This is a genomic window from Brachybacterium sp. p3-SID1565, assembly GCF_025143785.1.
In the GTDB taxonomy this organism is placed as follows: Bacteria; Actinomycetota; Actinomycetes; order Actinomycetales; family Dermabacteraceae; genus Brachybacterium; species Brachybacterium epidermidis.
This window is the reverse complement of sequence record NZ_JAMBDS010000020.1, coordinates 1-19,988: the sequence shown is the minus strand read 5'-3', so window position 1 is coordinate 19,988 and position 19,988 is coordinate 1. Positions and strand designations below refer to the sequence as shown.

The 19,988-nt window shown below is 69.9% G+C and carries 20 protein-coding genes, 3 tRNA genes and 1 other RNA gene; 12 read left to right on the top strand and 12 right to left on the bottom strand.

Translation table 11 applies throughout. From position 1 onward, the window contains the following. Positions 1-12: 12 nt before the first annotated feature. Positions 13-957, top strand: coding sequence for a polyphosphate--glucose phosphotransferase (gene ppgK, locus M4D54_RS06630; protein WP_311199683.1), 945 nt, complete (start codon positions 13-15; stop codon positions 955-957). Positions 958-1,101: 144 nt separating this feature from the next. Here the strand turns inward: ppgK and rnpB are convergent. Next, an RNA gene (gene rnpB / locus M4D54_RS06625) (RNase P RNA component class A) lies at positions 1,102-1,459 on the bottom strand. A gap of 107 nt (positions 1,460-1,566) precedes the next feature. On the opposite strand from rnpB, the gene M4D54_RS06620 reads away from it, so the two are divergent. Then, entirely contained in the window at positions 1,567-2,349 is a 783-nt protein-coding gene (locus M4D54_RS06620; protein ID WP_193865886.1) for a YaaA family protein, read from the top strand. Here M4D54_RS06620 and M4D54_RS06615 read toward each other — a convergent pair. Genes M4D54_RS06615 through M4D54_RS06605 form a run of 3 tightly spaced genes read right to left on the bottom strand, consistent with a single transcriptional unit; the run spans position 2,327 to position 4,982 of the window. Further along, positions 2,327-3,226 carry a Nif3-like dinuclear metal center hexameric protein gene (locus M4D54_RS06615; protein WP_259890750.1) on the bottom strand — a complete coding sequence of 300 codons (900 nt, stop codon included), beginning with the start codon at positions 3,224-3,226 and terminating at the stop codon, positions 2,327-2,329. The genes M4D54_RS06620 and M4D54_RS06615 overlap by 23 nt on opposite strands. Next, a complete protein-coding gene (gene sufU, locus M4D54_RS06610; protein WP_193865887.1) occupies positions 3,223-3,696 on the bottom strand; it encodes a Fe-S cluster assembly sulfur transfer protein SufU in 474 nt (157 codons plus the stop codon). The genes M4D54_RS06615 and sufU overlap by 4 nt, the downstream gene beginning before the upstream one ends. Next, a complete protein-coding gene (locus M4D54_RS06605) occupies positions 3,693-4,982 on the bottom strand; it encodes an aminotransferase class V-fold PLP-dependent enzyme (protein ID WP_259890749.1) in 1,290 nt (429 codons plus the stop codon). Before M4D54_RS06605 ends, sufU begins: the two co-directional genes overlap by 4 nt. A gap of 145 nt (positions 4,983-5,127) precedes the next feature. Here M4D54_RS06605 and M4D54_RS06600 point away from each other — a divergent pair, with 145 nt between their 5' ends. Beyond that, on the top strand, positions 5,128-6,279 hold the full coding sequence (locus M4D54_RS06600) for an MFS transporter (RefSeq protein ID WP_259890748.1): 1,152 nt from the start codon (positions 5,128-5,130) through the stop codon (positions 6,277-6,279). 52 nt (positions 6,280-6,331) lie between these two features. Beyond that, complete coding sequence (locus M4D54_RS06595; protein ID WP_193865890.1) at positions 6,332-6,559, top strand: hypothetical protein; 228 nt, start codon at positions 6,332-6,334, stop codon at positions 6,557-6,559. A gap of 130 nt (positions 6,560-6,689) precedes the next feature. Here the strand turns inward: M4D54_RS06595 and M4D54_RS06590 are convergent. Together M4D54_RS06590 and M4D54_RS06585 are read right to left on the bottom strand one after the other, a co-directional pair. Then, positions 6,690-6,766 (bottom strand) — tRNA-Val (locus tag M4D54_RS06590). A gap of 85 nt (positions 6,767-6,851) precedes the next feature. Next, a complete protein-coding gene (locus M4D54_RS06585) occupies positions 6,852-7,268 on the bottom strand; it encodes a DUF3052 domain-containing protein (protein ID WP_193865891.1) in 417 nt (138 codons plus the stop codon). A gap of 247 nt (positions 7,269-7,515) precedes the next feature. Between M4D54_RS06585 and aceE the strand changes: the two genes are divergently transcribed. The 5 genes from aceE (at position 7,516) to M4D54_RS06560 (ending at position 14,037) form a co-directional block, all read left to right on the top strand. Further along, positions 7,516-10,260 (top strand): pyruvate dehydrogenase (acetyl-transferring), homodimeric type, encoded by a 2,745-nt coding sequence (gene aceE, locus M4D54_RS06580; protein WP_259890747.1) that lies wholly within the window; start codon positions 7,516-7,518, stop codon positions 10,258-10,260. Between the two features lie 117 nt (positions 10,261-10,377). Next, positions 10,378-11,358, top strand: coding sequence for an ACP S-malonyltransferase (locus tag M4D54_RS06575; protein WP_259890746.1), 981 nt, complete (start codon positions 10,378-10,380; stop codon positions 11,356-11,358). 1 nt (position 11,359) lies between these two features. Further along, the gene (locus tag M4D54_RS06570; protein WP_259789072.1) at positions 11,360-12,361 is read left to right on the top strand and encodes a beta-ketoacyl-ACP synthase III; all 1,002 of its coding nucleotides are present in this window, start codon (positions 11,360-11,362) and stop codon (positions 12,359-12,361) included. Positions 12,362-12,452: 91 nt separating this feature from the next. Next, positions 12,453-12,701, top strand: coding sequence for an acyl carrier protein (locus tag M4D54_RS06565; protein WP_017822459.1), 249 nt, complete (start codon positions 12,453-12,455; stop codon positions 12,699-12,701). Between the two features lie 94 nt (positions 12,702-12,795). Continuing rightward, the gene (locus tag M4D54_RS06560) at positions 12,796-14,037 is read left to right on the top strand and encodes a beta-ketoacyl synthase (RefSeq protein ID WP_193865895.1); all 1,242 of its coding nucleotides are present in this window, start codon (positions 12,796-12,798) and stop codon (positions 14,035-14,037) included. Positions 14,038-14,046: 9 nt separating this feature from the next. On the opposite strand, the gene M4D54_RS06555 is transcribed toward M4D54_RS06560, so the two are convergent. From M4D54_RS06555 to M4D54_RS06535, 5 genes are all read right to left on the bottom strand, one after another. Beyond that, positions 14,047-14,538 (bottom strand): DUF3145 domain-containing protein, encoded by a 492-nt coding sequence (locus tag M4D54_RS06555; RefSeq protein ID WP_193865896.1) that lies wholly within the window; start codon positions 14,536-14,538, stop codon positions 14,047-14,049. 83 nt (positions 14,539-14,621) lie between these two features. After that, positions 14,622-15,110, bottom strand: a complete 489-nt coding sequence (locus M4D54_RS06550; RefSeq protein WP_193865897.1) for a peptide deformylase — start codon at positions 15,108-15,110, stop codon at positions 14,622-14,624. Next, on the bottom strand, positions 15,107-15,595 hold the full coding sequence (locus M4D54_RS06545) for an OsmC family protein (protein ID WP_193865898.1): 489 nt from the start codon (positions 15,593-15,595) through the stop codon (positions 15,107-15,109). The genes M4D54_RS06550 and M4D54_RS06545 overlap by 4 nt, the downstream gene beginning before the upstream one ends. A gap of 66 nt (positions 15,596-15,661) precedes the next feature. Beyond that, a tRNA-Asn gene (locus M4D54_RS06540) sits at positions 15,662-15,737 on the bottom strand. Positions 15,738-15,803: 66 nt separating this feature from the next. Continuing rightward, positions 15,804-16,937: a LacI family DNA-binding transcriptional regulator gene (locus tag M4D54_RS06535; RefSeq protein WP_193865899.1), complete on the bottom strand. Its 1,134-nt coding sequence runs from the start codon at positions 16,935-16,937 to the stop codon at positions 15,804-15,806. Positions 16,938-17,144: 207 nt separating this feature from the next. Between M4D54_RS06535 and M4D54_RS06530 the strand changes: the two genes are divergently transcribed. Both M4D54_RS06530 and M4D54_RS06525 read left to right on the top strand, forming a co-directional pair. Next, positions 17,145-18,407, top strand: coding sequence for a glycosyl hydrolase (locus M4D54_RS06530; protein WP_193865900.1), 1,263 nt, complete (start codon positions 17,145-17,147; stop codon positions 18,405-18,407). Between the two features lie 46 nt (positions 18,408-18,453). Next, positions 18,454-18,527, top strand: a tRNA-Ile gene (locus tag M4D54_RS06525). 79 nt (positions 18,528-18,606) lie between these two features. Here M4D54_RS06525 and M4D54_RS06520 read toward each other — a convergent pair. Further along, positions 18,607-19,365 carry a thioredoxin domain-containing protein gene (locus tag M4D54_RS06520; RefSeq protein WP_193865901.1) on the bottom strand — a complete coding sequence of 253 codons (759 nt, stop codon included), beginning with the start codon at positions 19,363-19,365 and terminating at the stop codon, positions 18,607-18,609. 356 nt (positions 19,366-19,721) lie between these two features. Between M4D54_RS06520 and M4D54_RS06515 the strand changes: the two genes are divergently transcribed. Further along, positions 19,722-19,943: a hypothetical protein gene (locus tag M4D54_RS06515; protein WP_193865902.1), complete on the top strand. Its 222-nt coding sequence runs from the start codon at positions 19,722-19,724 to the stop codon at positions 19,941-19,943. The last annotated feature ends 45 nt before the right edge of the window (positions 19,944-19,988 follow it).

Below are 19,988 nucleotides of genomic sequence, written 5' to 3'. Positions count from 1 at the left end.
CGAGGAGAGAACATGAGCAGCACGACGGCCTTCGGCATCGATATCGGCGGCAGCGGGATCAAGGGCGCGCCCGTGGACCTGAAGGCTGGTGAGCTGGCCACGGACCGCCTGCGGATCCCCACCCCGCAGCCGTCCACACCGGATGCCGTAGCCGAGACGGTGCGCGAGCTGATCGAGTCCTTCGACATCGCCGCGGGGGTGCCGGTGGGCGTGACCTTCCCCGCCGTGATCCAGCACGGTGTGGCCAAGACGGCCGCCAACGTGGACCACTCCTGGATCGGCACGGACGTGGACGCCCTGTTCACGGAGCGAACCGGCCATGACGTGTTCGTGGTCAACGATGCCGACGCGGCGGGCATCGCCGAGATGGAGTTCGGTGCCGGCAGGGATGCCAAGGGTGTGGTGCTGATGACCACGCTGGGCACCGGGGTGGGCACGGCGCTGTTCGTGGACGGTCATCTGGTGCCCAACACCGAGCTGGGCCACATCCCCCTCCACGGTGATTCCGCGGAGAAGTACATGGCCGAGTCGGTGCGGGAGCGCGAGGAGCTGGACTGGTCGCAGTGGGCTGAGCGCCTTCAGGAGTACTACTCGCTGATCGAGTTCCTGTTCAACCCCGACCTGATCATCGTCGGCGGCGGGGTCTCCAAGCATCACAAGAAGTACCTGCCCGAGCTCGACCTGCGGGCCCCTATCGTGCCGGCCGAGCTGCGCAACGAGGCCGGCATCATCGGTGCCGCCGTCCTGGCGCGCCACGCGGAGGACGAGACCCGTGCTGCCGCCGGCGGGAACGGCCGGAAGAAGTCCGGTCTCGCTGCTGACAAGGCCCAGGCGAAGCTCGAGAAGTCCGCGAAGAAGGGCGACAAGAAGGCCGACAAGAAGGCCAGGAAGAACGACAAGAAGGCGGAGAAGAAAACGGAGAAGAACTCCGCCAAGAAATCCACCTCGAAGGACTGACACCGCACGCCCGTCATCCACGACGGACCTCGGCCCAGCCGCGCTCCTTCGACGTGCGTCCAAAAGCCGCGGTGTGGACGAGCAGCGATGGCGGGAGAACCGCAGCCGGACTGCGCCCGCATCGAACGCACGGGATACCGGGAGCGGACCAGTCGGCCTGTAAGCCGGGTTCTGTGATCGGCAGTCATCCATCTCGGATCGCCGTTGCCGACGACCTCCAGCGGTCTACCCGGGAACTCGGGCCGGCGCCCTCAGCGTTCCCTGTCTGACCTTGCTCCCGGTGGGGTTTGCCGTGCCGTCCTCGTCACCGAGGCCGCGGTGGTCTCTTACACCACCCTTTCACCCTTACCGCAACCGCCGAGGCGGCTGCGGCGGTCTGCTCTCTGTGGCACTGTCCCGCGGATCGCTCCGGGTGGGCGTTACCCACCACCGTGCCGGTTGGAGCCCGGACTTTCCTCGGCCCCGGTGCGTGCACCGGGGACGCGACTGCCCGGCCGACTGGTCCGCGCACGATTCTACGCGGGTCCTGCTCCTGCGCCCTCCTGGACGTGCGGCAGCTCTCCACCGCCGGTCCCTCCATGGCCGTGCGTTGCCATCCACAATGGTGGGGTGCTGATCCTGCTGCCTCCCTCGGAGACCAAGACCCGGCCCGACCCCGGCGTCGCCGCCGGCGCGCTCGATCTGGGGGCACTCGCCTTCCCGGAGCTCACCGAGCAGCGCGCGACCATGCTTCGCGCGGTCCAGCGCACCGCCGCCAGCAGGGACGCGGCGACCAAGCTGGGCGTCCCGGCCTCCGCCCCAGAGCTGGTGGAGCGGATGGTCGCTCTCGAGGACGAGCCGGTGGGCCCGCCGTTGACCGTCTACTCCGGCGTGCTGTTCGACCAGCTGGACCCCTCCATCGAGATCCCGGCTGATAGGCGGGTCCTGGTGCAGAGCTCCCTGCTGGGGGTGGTCGATGCCGCCACGGACCGGATCCCGGCCTATCGGCTCTCCGCTGGCTCCACCGTGGCGCGGCTGGGGAAGGCCGCCACATGGTGGGCCCGCCACCTGCGCCCCCTCGGTTCCGGGCTGCTCGGCGAGGAGGCCGAGGGCCCCTCCCCCGTGGTGATCGACTCCCGCTCCGGTGCATACCGCACGATGATGCCGATGCGCTCCACCCCCAAGGTGACGGTGCTGGAGGTGTCCCCGGTGCAGGAGCGCAGCGGCACCCGCAAGGTGGTCTCGCACGACGCGAAGCGCTATCGAGGCTGGGTGACCCGTGTGCTGCTCGACGCCGCCGCGCCGGCCTCGACGCCCGACGAGGTGGTCGATCAGCTCCGGGCGGGCTTCGGCGGCACGCTGGGGGTCGAACTGGAAGGGGACCGTCTGGCTATCGTGGACAGGGTGAGCTGACCTGCCCGCTCCAGGGGTCCGTGCTCTGCTCGCTGATCAGCACCTCGATGCCGGGCAGGGTCTCGTTCAGCAGCTCGCGGGCCAGCGGCAGCCACAGGGCCTCACTCGCGGCGTGGGCCACGTCGATCAGCGCCGGCACGGCCGACGGGTCTGCGGCGTCCTCGATGTGCTCGAGCGCCGGGTGATGGCGCAGGTCCGAGGTGATGTACACGTCGGCCCCCGAACCGGTGGCGGCCTCCAGGAACGAGTCCCCCGCCCCGGGGCACACAGCGATCGTGCGCACCTCCCGATCGGCAGGGCCGGTGTGCGCGATGCCGCGCGCGGTGGCAGGCACGATCCCGGCGAGGCGTGCAGCGAGCTCTCCTACCGTGATCGGGGAGGGCACCTGGCCGACGGCTCCGAGCCCGAACAGCTCCGATCCGTGGTCGGCAGCGGCCGCCTCGCCGCTCTCCTTCCCGGGGACCAGGGGGCGGGCATCCTGCAGGTCGAGTGCACGGACCCAGGCGCCGACGGTGCCGAGCGTGGACCGGTCCACGTTGGTGTGCCCGCACCACAGTCCGATGCCGGCACGGATCAGGGATGTCACCACCTGCCCCTTGCCGTCGTCGGCCGGCAGGAAGCTAGCGCCCCGAAGCAGCAGGGGATGGTGGGTGACCAGTAGCTGTGCCTCGCGGTCGATGGCTTCGCGGGCCACCGCGACGGTGGGATCGACGGCCAGCAGCACCCTGCTCACCTCGGCATCGCGCTCTCCCAGCACCAGGCCCACGCGGTCCCAGGCCTCCGCCCACCGCAGCGGGTAGGCGGCCTCGAGCACCCCGATCACGTCAGCCAGCACGGACGGCCGGTGAGCGCTCGGATCGTGCACGGGCAGGTTCACCGCTCCCCCATCGCCTGCGTCTCGACCAGGGCCGCCTGGTACGCCTTCCAGGCCATCAGCACGCACTTGATGCGGGCCGGGAACTTCGCGGCCCCCATCAGGGCGACGGCATCTCCGATCAGCTCCTCGTCGGCCTCCACGGTGCCGCGCGAGCTCATAACTGTCTCCAGGTGCTCGATCACCGGGAGCGCCTCCTCGGTGGTGCGGCCGATCAGCAGGTCGCTCATGATCGAGGCGGAGGCCCGGCTCATGGCGCAGCCGATCGCCTCGTAGGAGATGTCGCGGATCCGCAGGCTGCCCCCCGCGCGGTCATCGCGATCCAGGTGCAGCCGCAGGGTGATCTCGTCACCGCAGGTGGGGTTCACGTGGTGCACCTCGGCGTCGAACGGCTCGCGCAGGCCCGCGTTCTGGGGCCGCTTGTCGTGCTCGATCACGAGCTCGGTGTAGAGGGAATCGAGAGGGTTGGTCACCGGGATGCCGCCTGGAAGTAGTCGATGGCACGGGCCACGCCGTCGACGAACGCGTCGACCTCGGCCTCGGTGGTGTGGACGGAGAAGCTGGCGCGGGTGGAGCCGGTGACGCCGTAGCGGCGGTGCAGCGGCCAGGCGCAGTGGTGGCCCACGCGCACCTGGATTCCCAAGGAGTCCAGCACCTGGCCCACGTCGTGGGGGTGCACGCCGTCGATCACGAAGGCGACCGCGCCGCTGCGCTGCGGGGACGCTCCGGGTCCCAGCACCCGCACGGCGTCGATCCCCGACAGGCCCTCGAGGGCCCGGGTGGTCAGCGCCTGTTCGTGGGCGGCGATCTGCTCCATCCCCAGCGCGCTGAGGTAGTCGCAGGCGGCGCCCAGGCCCACGGTCTGGGAGACCGGCGGGGTGCCGGCCTCGAAGCGTGCCGGGGGCGCGGCGTACGTGGAGCGGTCCATGGTGACCGTCTCGATCATGGAGCCGCCGGTGAGGTACGGCGGCATCGCCGCGAGGTGCTCGTAGCGGCCCCACAGCACGCCCACCCCCGTGGGACCGAGCATCTTGTGACCGGACAGAGCTGCGAAGTCCACCCCGAGCTCGGACACGTCGAAGGGCATGTGCGGCGCTGACTGCGCGGCATCCAGCACCGTCAGGGCGCCGACGGCACGGGCCGCCTCGGCGAGCTCCCGGACGGGGTTCACCGTGCCCAGCACGTTGGACTGGTGGGTCAGCGCCAGCACCTTCGTGCGCTCGGTGAGCAGGGAGGGCAGACCGGTGAGGTCCAGCGTGAACTCGTCGGTCAGGGGGATCCAGCGCAGGGTGGCGCCGGTGCGGCGGGCGAGCTCCTGCCAGGGCACCAGGTTGGCGTGGTGCTCCATCTCCGTCACCAGGATCTCGTCACCGGGGCTCACGCGCAGCTGCGCAGGGGTGGTGTCGTCGCCGTCGCCGAGGGAGCGGGCCACCAGGTTCAGCGCCTCGGTGGCGCCGCGGGTGATCACCACCTCCTCGCTGCGGGGCGCGCCGATGGAGCGGCCGATCGTGGTGCGGGCATGCTCGAAGGCGTCGGTGGCGGCCTCGGCCATCCGGTGGGCGCCGCGCTTGACGGCGGCGTTGTCGTGGGTGAGGAAGTCGACCTCGGCGTCGATCACGGGGCGGGGTCGCTGCGAGGTGGCGCCGGAGTCGAGGTACACCATGGCGGTGTCCGCATCGAGGCGGCGGTCCAGGATCGGGAAGTCCCTCCGGATGGACTCGAGATCGAACGGTCGGGTCGGATGGAACGGTGCCGTCATACCGGGCTGGCCTCCACGGGTGGTCGGTGTGCCGCCGCCCCTCGCTCCGGCCCAGGGGCAGGAATGTCACACCCCCGCCGGGCGCGCCGATGCGGCGTGTCCCTCCAGTATAGGAAGGTCCTTCCCTACGACCTCGGGAGCCGCCGTGCGCACCTGGATGCGCGTGCAGTTCTTCCTCTTCTTCTTCAGCTGGGTCACCTTCCTGTCCTACTGGGGTGTCATCTTCGATGCCCGCGGTTTCGACGGCGCAGAGATCGGGCTGTCGATCACCATCTCGCTGGTCACCCGCGCGATCGCGGTGGTCACCCTGTTCCCGCTGGCGAACCGGCTGTGGCCCATCGGCACCATCACGCGATGGCTGCCTTGGCTGTGCTTCGCGCTGGGCCTGGGTTTCCTTCCGCACACCGGCCTGACCGGTCTGTTGGTGCTCTCGGCCGCCTTCGGCGTGCTGTACCCCACGCTGATGCCGCTGCTGGAGACCACCGCGGCCCTGGGGGCGCAGCGGGGAGCACTGGTGTACGGGCCGGTGCGGCTGTGGGGATCGTTCGGGTTCGTCGCCGGCGCCGGTGTGAACGGGCTGGTGGCCCGACAGCTGGGCAACGGGGCGCTGCTGCCGGTGTTCCTGCTCGCGCTGCTGGCTCTAGCGCTGACCGCGCTGTCCCGGATCGGGGACGAGGTGGTGGCGGCGCAGAGGTCCGGTTCGATCGGGGCGTGGGGCCCGCTGTTCGGGCACCGGGTGTTCATGCTGGCCCTGGGGATCTGCGTGCTGGTGCAGAGCTCTCACGCGGCGTACTACGCCTTCGGAGCGCTGCATCTGGAGAGGCTGCAGGTGGATCCGCTGGTGATCGCCCTGTTCCTGATGCTGGCGCCGCTGTCGGAGATGCTGGTGTTCCGTCTCACCGCCGGGGTGGCCGACAGGTGGCCCCTGGCTGTGCTGATGCTGATCGCGACCGTCGGTGCACTGGTGCGGTGGGGCGTGTGGGTGCTGGATCCAACAGTGCCGATGCTGCTGGCCTCGCAGCTGCTGCACGGTCTCACCTTCGGCATGATGCAGGTGGGCTTCATCCAGACGATGCGTCGACACGTCGCCCCTGACCTGATGGTCCCCGCGCAAGGGCTGTACTCCGCGCTGGGCACCGGGGCGGGCACGGCGGTGATGACGGCGATCGCCGGGCACTTCTTCGACATCTCCCCGGTGCTGACCTTCACCGCGATGGTGCTGTGCGTGGTGCCCGCCCTGCCCGCTGCGATCCTGCTGGCACGGGCCGAACAGCGCCTCCCCGCGACCCCGGCATGAGAGCCTGGGGCACGCGCCCTGCCCCGTCGACGCCCCACCCAGGAGTGACCCCATGGACACGATCATCCTCATCCTGTTCGGCCTCACCATCGCTGCGGCACTGGTGGTCACCCTGGTGACCGTGCTGCGGAGCAGGCGCAGCGGCGGGTGGGGCGGTTCGGATCAGGCCGAGCGCACCCCGCAGCAGAAGGAGCGCGACAGCCGCACGATGATGATCTGGGGCTGCCTGGCGCTCGCGGTGCCCGCTGTCCTGGTCCTCGCCTACACCCTCACCCGGTGATCCGGCCGCCTCTGATCCCGTCTTCGCGAGCGTCGTGCCCCTCCGGCGACTGGAGTGAGAGGTCAAGTGCACAACAACCGCATTCGGCCCCCGCCACGAACGGGGCGAGGGCCGACATACGTTTCATACCTGGTGGGTCGTGAGGGGCTCGAACCCCCGACCTTCTGGGTGTAAACCAGACGCTCTGACCAGCTGAGCTAACGACCCCGGGCGGGCGCCCTCCTGGGGCGCCCTCAGATCCTACCGGTGCTACCGGTGTGAGACGGCGGGTCGGTGTGCGAGGCAGGGCCTCTCAGTTGCGCGATGCCAGGCGCGTCCCGGTCCAGTCCTTGGCCAGGCTCATCGAGCTCATCACGCGCAGCCCCGCGGTCTCCGCGGCCTCCTGCACCTCTGCGGGGCTCACGTGGCCGTCACGCCCGGCCTTGGGGCTCAGCAGCCAGATCGGCGCGCCCGCGTCGAGAGTGGTGAGGGAGTCCACGAGGGCGTCGGTGAGGTCGCCGTCCTCCTCGCGCCACCACAGCACCACGGCGTCGACGATCTCCTGGCAGTCCTCGTCCTCCAGCTCGGCACCGATGAGGTCCTCCATCGCATCGCGCAGCTCGAGGTCGACGTCGTCGTCGTACCCGATCTCCTGCACGAGCTGACCGGTCGTGAATCCCAGCACTTCCGCAGGGGTGCGCTGCTGGCGGGGGTCGGCCGACGATGACAAGAACGGGCTCCTTCGAGGTGACGGTGCAGTAACACGACTGGTCACACCGCAGTGCTCCCATCGCGCGGCCAATCCTATGACAGTTGCACCGGGGGTGTTGCGGGTGTCACCACATCGGAGCGAACCCTCACCCCTCAGGCCTCGGTTCCCGGTTGTAGTCTGGACCGAACCGAGGCCGACGGCGCGGGGCTCAGCGGTGTTCGCCCGCCCCGTGACCTGATCCGCACTTCTGAGAGAGAAGGACAGTGTGAGCTCGCACATCACCCCCCGCCCGATCGGAATCAACCTGCCCAGCCACGCGCAGGACCCTGACCCCGAGGAGACGCGGGAGTGGCTCGACTCGTTCGACGGGCTGGTGGAGGCTCGCGGTGAGGACCGCGCCTCCGAGGTGATCCAGAACGTCATCCAGCACGCCCGACGCTCGGACCTGCACCTGCCGGACTCCCTCACCACCGACTACATCAACACGATCCCTGCCGATGAGCAGCCGGAGTACCCCGGCGACCCTGAGCTCGAGAAGGAGATCCGCAACGCTATCCGCTGGAACGCCGCGATGCTGGTGCACCGCGCGCAGCGCCCAGGCGTCTCGGTCGGCGGTCACCTCTCCAGCTATGCCTCGATCGCGAACATGTACGAGGTCGGCTTCAACCACTTCTTCCGCGGTCGCGACCACGAGGGCGGCGGAGACCACGTCTTCTTCCAGGGCCACGCCTCCCCCGGCATCTACGCCCGCGCCTACATGCTGGGCCGGCTCTCCCAGGAGCAGCTGGACGGCTTCCGCCAGGAGGTCTCCAGCGAGCACGGCATGCCCTCCTACCCGCACCCCCGGGCGATGCAGGACTTCTGGGAGTTCCCCACTGTGTCCATGGGCATCGGCCCCGTGGCCGCGATCGAGCAGGCCTCCTTCGACCGCTACCTGCACAACCGCGGCCTGAAGGACACCAGCCAGCAGCACACCTGGGCGTTCCTGGGCGACGGCGAGATGGACGAGGTGGAGTCCCGCGGCGCCCTGCACATCGCGGCCAAGGAGCACCTGGACAACCTCACCTTCGTGGTCAACTGCAACCTGCAGCGCCTGGACGGCCCGGTGCGCGGCAACGGCAAGATCATCCAGGAGCTGGAGAGCCAGTTCCGCGGTGCCGGTTGGAACGTCATCAAGGTGATCTGGGGCACTGGCTGGGATCCGCTGCTGGCCGCCTCCGAGGACGGCGCCCTCATCGACCTGATGAACGCCACCCCGGACGGCGACTTCCAGACCTACCGTGCGGAGTCCGGCGGGTTCATCCGCGACAACTTCTTCGGTCGCGATCCGCGCACCAAGGCGCTGGTCGAGGACATGTCCGACGAGGACATCTGGTGGAAGCTGAACCGCGGCGGCCACGACACCAAGAAGATCTACGCCGCCTTCAAGGCCGCCACGGAGCACAAGGGCCAGCCCACCGTGATCCTGGTGCACACGATCAAGGGCTACCGCCTGGGCAAGAACTTCGCTGGCCGCAACGCGACCCACCAGATGAAGAAGTTCACGCTGGATGACCTCAAGGCCCTGCGCGACACCCTGCGCATCCCGGTCAGCGACGAGCAGCTCGAGTCGGGCAGCGTGTACGACGCACCGCTGTACATGCCGGACGAGGACTCGCCGGCGATGAAGTACTTCAAGAGCCATCGCGCCCAGCTGGGCGGCCCCGTTCCCAGCCGGAGGACGGAGCACAAGGCCATCGAGCTTCCCGGCGACAAGGCCTACGAGGTCGTCAAGCGCGGTTCGGGCAAGCAGGAGATCGCCACCACGATGGCGCTGGTGCGGCTGCTGAAGGACCTGATGCGCGACAAGGAGAGCGGCAAGCGCTGGGTGCCGATCATCCCCGACGAGGCCCGCACCTTCGGGATGGACTCGCTGTTCCCGACCGCGAAGATCTACAACCCGGATGGTCAGAACTACCTCTCGGTGGATCGCGACCTGCTGCTGGCCTACAAGGAGGCCACCTCCGGCCAGATCAAGCACATGGGCATCAACGAGATCAGCTCCACCGCCGCGTTCACCGCGGCCGGGACCTCGTACGCCACCCATGATCTGCCGATGATCCCGTTCTACATCTTCTACTCGATGTTCGGGTTCCAGCGCACCGGTGACTTCTTCTGGGCCGCCGGTGACCAGATGGCCAAGGGCTTCGTGATCGGCGCGACCGCCGGCAAGACCACCCTGGCCGGTGAGGGCCTGCAGCACATGGACGGCCATTCGCCGATCCTGGCCTACACCAACCCCGGCACCGTGATCTACGACCCGGCCTACGGCTACGAGATCGGGCACATCATCCGCGACGGCCTGCAGCGCATGTACGGCGAGGACGATCGCCTGCAGGAGGTCTTCTACTACCTCACCGTCTACAACGAGCCCATCGTGCAGCCCAAGGAGCCGGAGGGCCTGGACGTCGAGGGCCTGCTGAAGGGCATGTACGTACTGGAGGCCGCCGAGCAGGGCGACGGCCCCGAGGTGCAGCTGATGGCCTCGGGCGTGGGCGTGCCGTGGGCGCGCCACGCACGTGAGCTGCTGGCCGAGGACTGGGGCGTGCGCGCCAGCGTGTGGTCGGTGACCTCCTGGACCGAGATGCGCAAGGAGGCCCTGGAGGCCGAGAAGCACAACCTCCTCAACCCCGAGGATGAGCGCACCCCGTGGATCACCCAGCGCCTGGAGGGCGTCGAGGGGCCGTTCGTCGCCTCCAGCGACTTCGACTTCCTGGTGCCCGACATGATCCGCGAGTGGATCCCCGGCCAGTACGGCGTGCTCGGTGCCGACGGCTGGGGCTTCTCCGACACCCGTCCGGCTGCCCGCCGCTACCTGAAGATCGACGCCCATTCCATGGTGGTCAAGGCCCTGCAGCTGCTGGCTCGCAAGGGCAAGGTCGATGCCTCCACCGTGCGCAAGGCGATCGACAAGTACGACCTGGGCAACGTCAACGCCGGCGAGTCCGGCTCCTTCGGCGGCGAGTCCTGACAGGAACCGGGCCGTCCCCTGCACGCACGGGGCGGCCCGGTACTGTTCTCGCCCACCCGCAGATACTGCCCGCCGACTTCTCCCCACCACATCACGTCACCACCACGGAGGTCCCCCGTGCTCGCGATCGTCTGCCCCGGCCAGGGCGCCCAGAAGCCCGGCTTCCTCGCCCCCTGGCTGGAGGTCGCCGGTGTCCGTGACAGCCTGGTCGCCATGTCCGAGGCCTCCGGTGTGGATCTCATCCACCACGGCACCGAGTCCGATGCGGAGACCATCCGTGACACCGCCGTGGCCCAGCCGTTGCTGGTGGCCGCCGGCATCATCGCGCTCGACCCCCTGGTGGGCGCAGCCGGATCCGGCGCCGGCCCGCAGGCCGACCTTCTCGCCGGGCACAGCGTCGGCGAGATCACTGCTGCGGCGCTGTCCGGCGTGCTCCACCGCGAGGATGCGATGCGCCTGGTCGCTGTCCGCTCACGCGCGATGGCTGCGGCGGCGGCTGCCGAGCCCACCTCCATGGCGGCCGTCGTCGGCGGCACCCGCGAGGAGGTACTGGCCGCGATCCAGGAGCACGGCCTGACCCCGGCGAACATCAATTCCGCCGCTCAGGTGGTCGCCGCCGGCGCCAAGGAGCGCATCGACGCACTGTCAGCGACGCCTCCCGCGAAGGCCCGGGTCATCCCGCTGCAGGTCGCCGGGGCTTTCCACACCTCGTACATGGCTCCTGCGCGTCAGGAGCTCGAGGCCCTGGTCGCCCAGCTCACCGCCTCCGACCCGCACCCGCAGTGCCCGCTGGTCTCCAACGCTTCCGGGGAGGTCGTCACCGAGGGCGGCCGTTACCTGGAGCTGATCGTGAACCAGGTGGCCGCCCCGGTGGACTGGGAGGCCTGCATGCGCGTGTTCGCCGACCGCGGCGTGACCGGCATCCTCGAGGTCGCTCCGGCCGGTACCCTCACCGGACTGGCCAAGCGCGAGCTGAAGGGCGTGGCCCTGATGAACCTCAACACCCCGGAGAACCTCGATGCGGCCGGGGACTTCGTCCGCGAGCACGGGTCGGCCGCCGACCGCATCGACGCCGTCGATCACGACGAGGAGAACTGACATGGCCGTCACCCTGCGCCCCCACCCCACCGTCCCCGGCTCCCGGGTGCTCGCCTACGGCGCGGCCCGCGGCGACGTGAGCGTCCCCAACGACGACCTCGTGGGCCCCATCGACTCCTCCGACGAGTGGATCCGCCAGCGCACCGGCATCATCACCCGCACCCGGGCCAGCGAGGGGGTTGGGGTCAAGGACCTCTCGCTGACCGCCGCCCGTGAGGCGATCGAGACCTCCGGCATCGAGCTGGACACGCTGGATGCCATCATCGTCTCCACCATCTCGTTCCCCTACCCCACGCCGTCGCTGGCCACCCTGCTGGCCGGCGAGCTGGGTCGGCCCGACGTGATCGCCTACGACATCTCCGCCGCCTGCGCCGGGTTCTGCTACGGCATCGGGCAGGCCGATGCGCTGATCCGCTCCGGGGGTGCCCGCAACGTGCTGGTGATCGGGGCGGAGAAGCTCTCCGACTTCGTCTCCCCCACCGACCGCTCCATCTCGTTCCTGCTGGGCGACGGGGCCGGTGCGGCCGTCGTCGGCCCGAGTGACGAGCCGCTGATCGGTCCCACTGTGTGGGGCAGCGACGGCGACAACTGGAACACCATCCGCATGACCGGTTCGCTGGTGGACTTCCGCGACGGGAAGGTGGAGTGGCCCACCCTCGAGCAGGACGGCCGCACCGTGTTCCGCTGGGCCGTGTGGCACACCGCGAAGAAGATCCGCGAGATGCTCGAGGCCTCCGGCCTGCGCATCGAGGACGTCGACGCGTTCGTCCCCCACCAGGCCAACATGCGCATCATCGACGAGCTGGCCAAGCAGCTCGGCCTGCCCGAGGACGTCGTCATCGGGCGGGACATCGCCGAGACGGGCAACACCTCGGCCGCATCCATCCCGCTGGCCACCCACCGCCTCATCCAGGAGGGTGCGGTCTCCAGCGGGGACGTACTGGTGCAGTTCGGCTTCGGAGCCGGGCTCGCCTATGCGGGGCAGGTCCTGATCCTGCCCTGAGACACGACATGCGCCTGCACGAGCACGTCACAGGGCCCGGTCGCAGGTAGTCTGTCCCCGCCACACAATCCACGAATCCAAGGAGAACCCCATGGCACACACCGAGAACGAGATCCTCGAGGGCCTCGCCGAGATCGTCAACGAGGAGACGGGTGTCGCCACGGAGGACGTCAAGCTCGACAAGTCCTTCACCGACGACCTGGACATCGACTCCATCTCCATGATGACCATCGTGGTCAACGCCGAGGAGAAGTTCGACGTCCGCATCCCCGACGAAGAGGTCAAGAACCTCGTGACCGTCGGCGATGCCGTGAAGTACATCGCGGGCGCACAGGCCTGACACCGCACGACGCCCGGGACCGCTCGCGTCCCGGGCGTCGTCATTCCCTTCGTTCCCTGCCCGGCCGTTCCCGACCGTTCCCCCGGAGGTCCCCATGTCTGCTCCCCGCACCCGTGTCGCCGTGACCGGCCTGGGCACCGTCAACCCGCTCGGCGGTGACACCGCCTCGACCTGGGAGGCCGCCCTCGCCGGCACCTCCACCGCCCGTACGCTCGAGAACGACTGGACCGAGCGGTACGGACTGAGCGTCGACTTCGCCTGCCGAGTCCCGATCGACCCCCTCGACCACCTGGCGCGCCCCGAGGCGAAGAAGCTGGACCCCTCCGGGCAGTTCTCGATGATCGCTGCTCGTGAGGCATGGGCCGACGCCGGCTCCCCCGAGGTAGACCCGGCCCGCCTGGGCGTGGTGGTCGGCACCGGCATCGGCGGGGTGTGGACGATCCTCGACCAGTGGGACCTGGTGCAGGAGAAGGGCGCCCGCCGCGTGAACCCGTTCACCATCCCGATGCTGATGGCGAACTCCTCTGCCGCCCACATCGAACTCGAGCTGGGCGCCCAGGCCGGTGCCCACACCCCCGTCTCCGCCTGCGCCTCGGGTGCCGAGGCCGTGGCGGTGGGCCTGGACATGATCCGCGCTGGCAGGGCCGACGTGGTCGTGGTGGGCGGCACCGAGGCATGCGTCCACCCGCTGCCCCTGGCCGCCTTCGCCAACCTCCGCGCGCTGTCCACTCGCACCGATGACCCGCAGAGCGCCTCCCGGCCCTACGATCGCGACCGCGATGGGTTCGTGCTGGGCGAGGGTGCCGCCATCATGGTGCTGGAGACGGAGGAGCACGCCCGCGCCCGCGGTGCCCGCGTGTACGCGTACGTCTCCGGCCGCGGCATGGCCTCGGACGCCCACCACATCTCGGCCCCCTCGCAGGAGGGCCAGGCCCGCGCGATCCGCGAGGCCGTGACGGACGCCGGTGTCACCGCGCAGGACGTGGTGCACGTCAACGCGCACGGCACCTCCACGCCCCTGGGAGACATCGGCGAGCTGCACGCCGTCGCCGCAGCGCTGGACGGCGTGACCGACCAGCTGGTGGTGACCTCGACCAAGTCCATGACCGGGCATCTGCTGGGAGGCGCCGGCGCGCTGGAGTCGCTGTTCTCAGTGCTCTCGGTGCACCACCGCACCTCCCCGCCCACCATCAACATCGAGAACCTCGACCCCGAGGTGCCGCTGCGCATCGCGCAGAACGAAGCGGTGGGCCTTCCCGAGGGCGACATCGCGGTGCTGAACAACGCCTTCGGCTTCGGCGGCCACGACGTGGCCGTGGTGGTCACCAGCGCCTGATCTCGCTGCTCAGCTCACCCGGTGCAGCCAGCGCATCGGAACGCCCTCGCCGGCGTGCCGGTAGATCTCCAGGTCCTCGTCCCACGGCTCGCCGAGAGCCACGCCCAGCTCCCGCTGCAGGGCAGGGGCGTCGCCGCCGGCGCGCTCGATGCATCCGCGCACATGATCCTCCGTCAGCACCAGGTTTCCGGCGCGGTCGGTGACACCGTGGTGGATGCCGAGCTCGGGGGTGTGGCTCCAGCGGGAGCCATCGGTGACGGTGGTGGGGTCCTGGGTGACCTCGAAGCGCAGTTCGTGCAGCCCCCGCAGGGCGCTCACGAGGGAGGCTCCGGTATCGACGTGACCGCGCCAGGTGAACTCAGCGCGCAGCTGGCCGCGCCGTGCGGGCTGGTCCTCCCAGCGAATGCGCACGGGCATGCCGAGCACTCCGCCCGCGGCCCATTCGATGTGCGGTGCGAGGGCGCGCGGAGCGGAGTGGATGTATACGACACCCTGGGTCATCTCGTTCCTTCCGGTCTCCGATGCGTCTTCCCCAACGAATCGGTGCCGCCGTGGACGAGATGTCCTGCAGGTGTGGGCCGAGCTTAGAGCCTTTCCCTGATCTGGCGCAACGCCTGCTTCTTCACGGAGCGCTCCAGGCCGTCGATGTAGAGGGCGCCGTCGAGGTGACCCACCTCGTGCTGGATCAGCCGGGCGGTGATCCCATCGCCCGCCAGTTCGATCTCATTGCCGTCCACGTCCTTGCCCACGCAGCGGGCGTAGGCGGCTCGGGTGCGCGGGAACCACAGCTCGGGCACCGAGAGGCAGCCCTCGTCGCCGTCCTGGGTCTCATCCGAGAGCTCCACGATGACGGGGTTCAGGATGCAGCCGATCCCATGGTCCTCGAGGTTCCAGGAGAATGCGCGCAGGCTCACGCCGATCTGGTTGGCGGCGACGCCGGCTCGGCCCTCGTCGTCCACAGTGTCGATGAGGTCCGTGACCAGTCCGCGCACACCGTCGGTGATCTCGCCGATCGGGTCGCAGGGGGTGCGCAGCACGGGGTCGCCGACGATGCGGATGGGACGGATGCTCATCGCTGCTCCTGCCCGGCCGCATTCCCCTCGACCTGCGGGTTGCCGGAGATCTTGTGGGTCACCTCGACACCGGGGACGATGGTGCGCTCCACGGTGCAGGCAGCGGCCACGGCGCGCTCGAACACGGTGACCACCCGGGTGATCTCCTCGGCGCTGAGCCCGGAGAGGTCCAGCTGGACCTCCTCGTCGATCCGAAGATAGCGGTCCTGCTCCTCGTCGGCGGTGCCGTGGGCCCACAGACGCATGGCGAAGTCCTCGCCGAGGCGGCGCCCCAGGGGGATGTCGGCGCTCATGCCGGCACAGCCGATGAGGGCGATCTTCAGCAGCTCTCCGGGCGAGATCTCACCCTCCCCCATGCCGATCGGGATCTCCACACCCCGCTGATTGCACCCCACCAGGGAGCGCTCGCTCACGCGATCGGCCCAGACGCTGCCGGGGCCGTAGGCGTCGGGGCACTCGAAGCTGTCGTCCGGGACGGTGGGCATGGGGTCTCCTCGAGGGGCAGTGGATACGACTCAGCCCCGACCGAGGCCGGGGCTGAGAGGTGATGCTGGCTCCCGCGACTGGACTTGAACCAGTAACCGTTCGATTAACAGTCGAATGCTCTGCCGATTGAGCTACGCGGGATCGACCTGGACGACTCTAGCAAAACTCCGGAGCCCGGCGCACGTCTAAACGGCGGGGAGGGGCCGTCTATGACGCATCTAACCCTGCGGCCAGATCGGCTCCCGTGGTGCCACCCAGGGACGGGTCCGTGGAGGCCCGAACGGCGAGCTGCGGCTCGATCACGCGGGCTTCCGCGGAGGTGCCGGGATCCCCGGTGGCGGCGGTCCGTCGCCCTGCGGCGGCGTCGATCACCTCGAGCATGCGCGTGGCCGCAGCCCGCCCGTACTCGACTGCGGAGCGACGGATGGCGGTGATGGGCGGGGTGTGCCCGCGCGTGAGCGGGGAGTCCTCGTAGCTGACCACCGCGACCCCCTCGGGGATGGGGACCTCACAGCTGCGCAGCACCGCAGCGCCGGCCAGCGCCATCTCGTCGCTGTCGAAGACGATCGCGGTGGGAGGTGCGGGAAGGCGCAGCACCTCGGCCGTGGCGCGGGCGGCGCCGGCCGCGCCGAAGCCGGCGTCCTGCTGCACACACTCCAGTCCGAGCTCCTCTCCCAGGCGACGGAAGGTGGTGTTGCGCTGCATCGTGTGCAGGAACTCCGCTGTGCCGGCGACGCGCGCGATGCGCGTGTGGCCCAGCTCGGCCAGGTGCTCCACGATCAGCCGTGTGGCCTCGGCGTCATCGACATAGACCGAGGGCAGGGATCCGTGGTGCCCGGGGCCTCCCACCACCAGGGCCGGCTGGCCCAGCTCCTCCAGAGCGCCGATGCGCGGGTCCTGAAGGCGCAGGTCCACCAGCACCACGCCGTCCACCCGGCGCTGTCCGAACCAGCGGCGGTAGGTGTCGATCTCCGCCTCGGTGGATTCCACGATCTTCATCTGCAGGGAGTAGTCCGCGGCGCTGAGCACCTCCTGCAGCCCTGCCACGAACGCCCCGAAGAAGGCCTCGGCGCCCAGCACCTCGGCGGGGCGCGCCAGCACCATCCCGACCGTCTTGACCGGGGCACCGGCAAGGGCCCGGGCGGCGTGGGACGGCTCCCACCGCAGCTCGCGGGCGATCTCGAGGATCCGCTCACGGGTAGCATCGGAGACGCCGGGACGGCCGTTGACGGCCAGGGAGACGGCAGCGGAGGTCACCCCGGCGCGGCGGGCGATGTCTGCGATGGTGACGCGCTTGCCGCGACCTGTCCCGCGGGGCTGCTCGGGCCTGGAGCTGGTCATCACGGGGCCTTCCCCATAGAAGCACGTGGTCGCGGAGCCCCCAGAGGCACAGGCCCGCGCACCACTCCTACTAAAGCGCTATAGTACCAGGCGGGGATGGACGGGAGGTGCATTCCCGGGCGTCGGTGGCCGGCTCGTCGATCATCGGTGGTTCCGGCGCCGCACCGATCTTCCCCGATGTGACCGAGCTACCCGAGAAGGACAACGATGTCTTCCGATCCCTCCGCCGCCTCCGTGGCCCCGGCACGCCCCCGCTTCGGGGTCAACTACACGCCGCGCATCGGCTGGTTCCACGCCTGGCACGATCTGGACCTGGACGCCGTGGGCGAGGATCTGCGGGCGATCTCGGAGCTGGGCCTGGACCATGTGCGGATCTTCCCGCTGTGGCCGCTGCTGCAGCCCAACCGCACCCTGATCCGCCCCCGCGCCCTGGACGACGTGCGGGCCGTGGTGGACGTGGCGGCCTCCGTGGACCTGGACGTGGTGGTGGACGTCGTGCAGGGGCACCTCTCGAGCTTCGACTTCGTGCCCAGCTGGCTGCTGACCTGGCACCGCCGCAACATGTTCACCGACCCCGAGGTGGTGGGGTCCATCGCAGCACTGGTGCGAGAGCTGGGTGCACGACTGGACGGGGCGCCCAACCTGCTGGGACTCAGCCTGGGCAACGAGATCAACCAGTTCTCCGCCTCCAACCACCCGGACCCCAATCACCTTGAGGTGGCGCAGGCCGAGGCCTGGACCCGCACCATGCTCGATGCCGCGCGCACCGCTGTTCCCGGTGGCCTGCACACCGTCTCCAACTACGACGCGGCCTGGTTCATGGACGACCACGCCTTCACTCCCGACCAGTCCGCCTCACTGGGCGACGCCACCGTGGTGCACAGCTGGATCTTCGACGGCACCGGGCAGCGCTACGGCGCCCGGTCCTACGAGGTCGAGCACCGCGCGGAGTACTACCTGGAGCTGGCTCGCGGCTTCTCCCCCGCGCCGGATCGGCCGCTGTGGTTGCAGGAGGTGGGCGCTCCGCGGAGCATCCTGGGCGAGCAGGACGTGGCCTGGTTCGTCCAGCGCACCGTGGAGACGGCGATGGACTGCCCGGATCTGTACGGCATCACGTGGTGGTGCTCCCACGACGTCTCCACCGAGCTGGCCGATTTCCCGCCGCTGGAGCACACCCTGGGCCTGATCGACAGCCACGGACGCATCAAGGAGTCCGGGGCCGCGCTGAGCGAGGCGGTCGCGGCTGCGCGACACGCACCGCTGCCTGACCCGCGCGGCAGGGCGATCGAGCTGCACGTGGGGCCCGACCCCCTGCTGCAGCGCAGCGCCGCAGCCCCCGGCGGCTCGGTGTTCGAGGAGTGGATGGAGGCTTCCCGGGCCGGGGAACGGCCGACGATCACAGTGGTGCGCGACCACGCCCCGGCGCGTGCGGGCGACACCCGCACCGGCGGGGCGGCCGCGACGCGCTGATAGCGGCTGCGGCCTGATAGATTCATGCGCGCCCTGGACAGGGCACGGCCCAGTAGCTCAGCCGGTCAGAGCAGCGGACTCATAATCCGTCGGTCGCGGGTTCAAGCCCCGCCTGGGCTACTTGACATTGCCGCTGGCCTGCACCGTCATTCCAGCCCCTGGAGATCGGGTGCAGGCCACGTCGTGTTCATCCGGCTGCTCAGGACCGGAGCACGTTCTCCACGGCGCCGGGCTGGGTCCAGTCGCCCTCCCAGATCTCGCCGTCGATGATCAGTGTGGGGGTGCCCACTTCGAGCTCCTGGGCGGCGGGCTCCACCACCTCGAGCGTCCACGGCACGTAGACGCGGTCGCGGATCTGCTGCAGGCAGGTCTCGTCGCCGCCCACGCCCTGGGCGATCCGCGCGATCTCCTCGATGTCGGCCTCGGGCTCGTCCGGGGACTCCGGCTGGGCCGCGTACATGGCCTCCTCGAAGTCCAGCAGCAGCGCCGGGTCCTGGGCGTACACGGCGGCAGCGGCACCGGCGGTGTCCTGGGAGTAGGTCGAGTCGCGGCCCAGATCGAGCATGGGGCGCGGATGGATGCGCAGCACCAGCTCCTCCGACTCCACCAGGTCGCGCAGCAGGGTCCCGAAGGTCTCCATGAAGCCGCGGCACGGCGGGCACCGGAAGTCCAGCAGCAGGTCCACCATCTTCCCGCTGCTGGCCCCGGCCAGTTCCAGGTAGGGCACGGAGCGGTCGATGTCGCGACCCGCCGCAGCGCCCCCGCCGTCGGAGGCGCCCCCTCCGTCGGACGCGGATCCGCCGTCGCCCGTGGACGCTCCGTCTTCGCCGGTGGCGGTCCCGCCGTCGTTCTCCCCGGGCTCATCGGCGCTGCCGCCGCAGGCGGCCAGGGTGAAGGTGAGGACGGCGCCGCCGCCCAGCAGAAGGGAACGACGTGATGGGGTGGGGAGAGCACTCATGGGCACGATGATGCACCCCCTAAGCGGCCCGCAGCGGGCCGAAGTGCCCGCCTACCCACGCCGGCATCCTGTACCCCGGGGAGGTCTCGATGCGGGCCTGGTCTCACGCGCTGCTCGCACCCGGGGGCCGCGCCTGATACGTCTGTGAGACCCCCGACTCATCCGAACTGTCGATGCGCGAGCAGGCGATGCTTCGACCATCGACACCGGATCATCGACCATGGCACCGGTGCGGAGCTGCCCGGTGCTCGTAGCGTGGGGCATGGCGGCGACGGGCCGCCCACGCACGATCAGGAGCAGCCATGTCGCAGTCGTACTCTCCCCCTCCTTCGGGACCGAATGGCCCCGGGGCGGCCGTGCCTCAGCCCACGGGGGCATCGCGAGCCGGTCGCACCCCGGCACCGACACTCATCAACGGTGCCACCACCCACGGACTGCTGGGCGAGCAGCGCATGAGGCACCCGTGGGAGATCCCCCTGCTCGTGGTGGGAAGCCTGATCACCACAGGTGCCTATCTGCTGTGGCTGGCCCTGGTCATCATGAGCGTGGTCAACGCCATCCGCGGGAACGGCCCCTGAAGCGCCCTGGGTTTCGTTCCGAGTCTCAGCAAGGAGAATCGGAGG

Coding starts and splice junctions, on each gene's coding strand:
- M4D54_RS06520 (WP_193865901.1), bottom strand. CDS start 19,365: ATGAGTGCTCTCCCCACCCCATCACGTCGTTCCCTTCTGCTGGGCGGC.
- ppgK (WP_311199683.1), top strand. CDS start 13: ATGAGCAGCACGACGGCCTTCGGCATCGATATCGGCGGCAGCGGGATC.
- M4D54_RS06555 (WP_193865896.1), bottom strand. CDS start 14,538: ATGACCCAGGGTGTCGTATACATCCACTCCGCTCCGCGCGCCCTCGCA.
- M4D54_RS06530 (WP_193865900.1), top strand. CDS start 17,145: ATGTCTTCCGATCCCTCCGCCGCCTCCGTGGCCCCGGCACGCCCCCGC.
- M4D54_RS06535 (WP_193865899.1), bottom strand. CDS start 16,937: ATGACCAGCTCCAGGCCCGAGCAGCCCCGCGGGACAGGTCGCGGCAAG.
- M4D54_RS06560 (WP_193865895.1), top strand. CDS start 12,796: ATGTCTGCTCCCCGCACCCGTGTCGCCGTGACCGGCCTGGGCACCGTC.
- M4D54_RS06565 (WP_017822459.1), top strand. CDS start 12,453: ATGGCACACACCGAGAACGAGATCCTCGAGGGCCTCGCCGAGATCGTC.
- M4D54_RS06570 (WP_259789072.1), top strand. CDS start 11,360: ATGGCCGTCACCCTGCGCCCCCACCCCACCGTCCCCGGCTCCCGGGTG.
- M4D54_RS06545 (WP_193865898.1), bottom strand. CDS start 15,595: ATGCCCACCGTCCCGGACGACAGCTTCGAGTGCCCCGACGCCTACGGC.
- M4D54_RS06550 (WP_193865897.1), bottom strand. CDS start 15,110: ATGAGCATCCGTCCCATCCGCATCGTCGGCGACCCCGTGCTGCGCACC.
- M4D54_RS06595 (WP_193865890.1), top strand. CDS start 6,332: ATGGACACGATCATCCTCATCCTGTTCGGCCTCACCATCGCTGCGGCA.
- M4D54_RS06605 (WP_259890749.1), bottom strand. CDS start 4,982: ATGACGGCACCGTTCCATCCGACCCGACCGTTCGATCTCGAGTCCATC.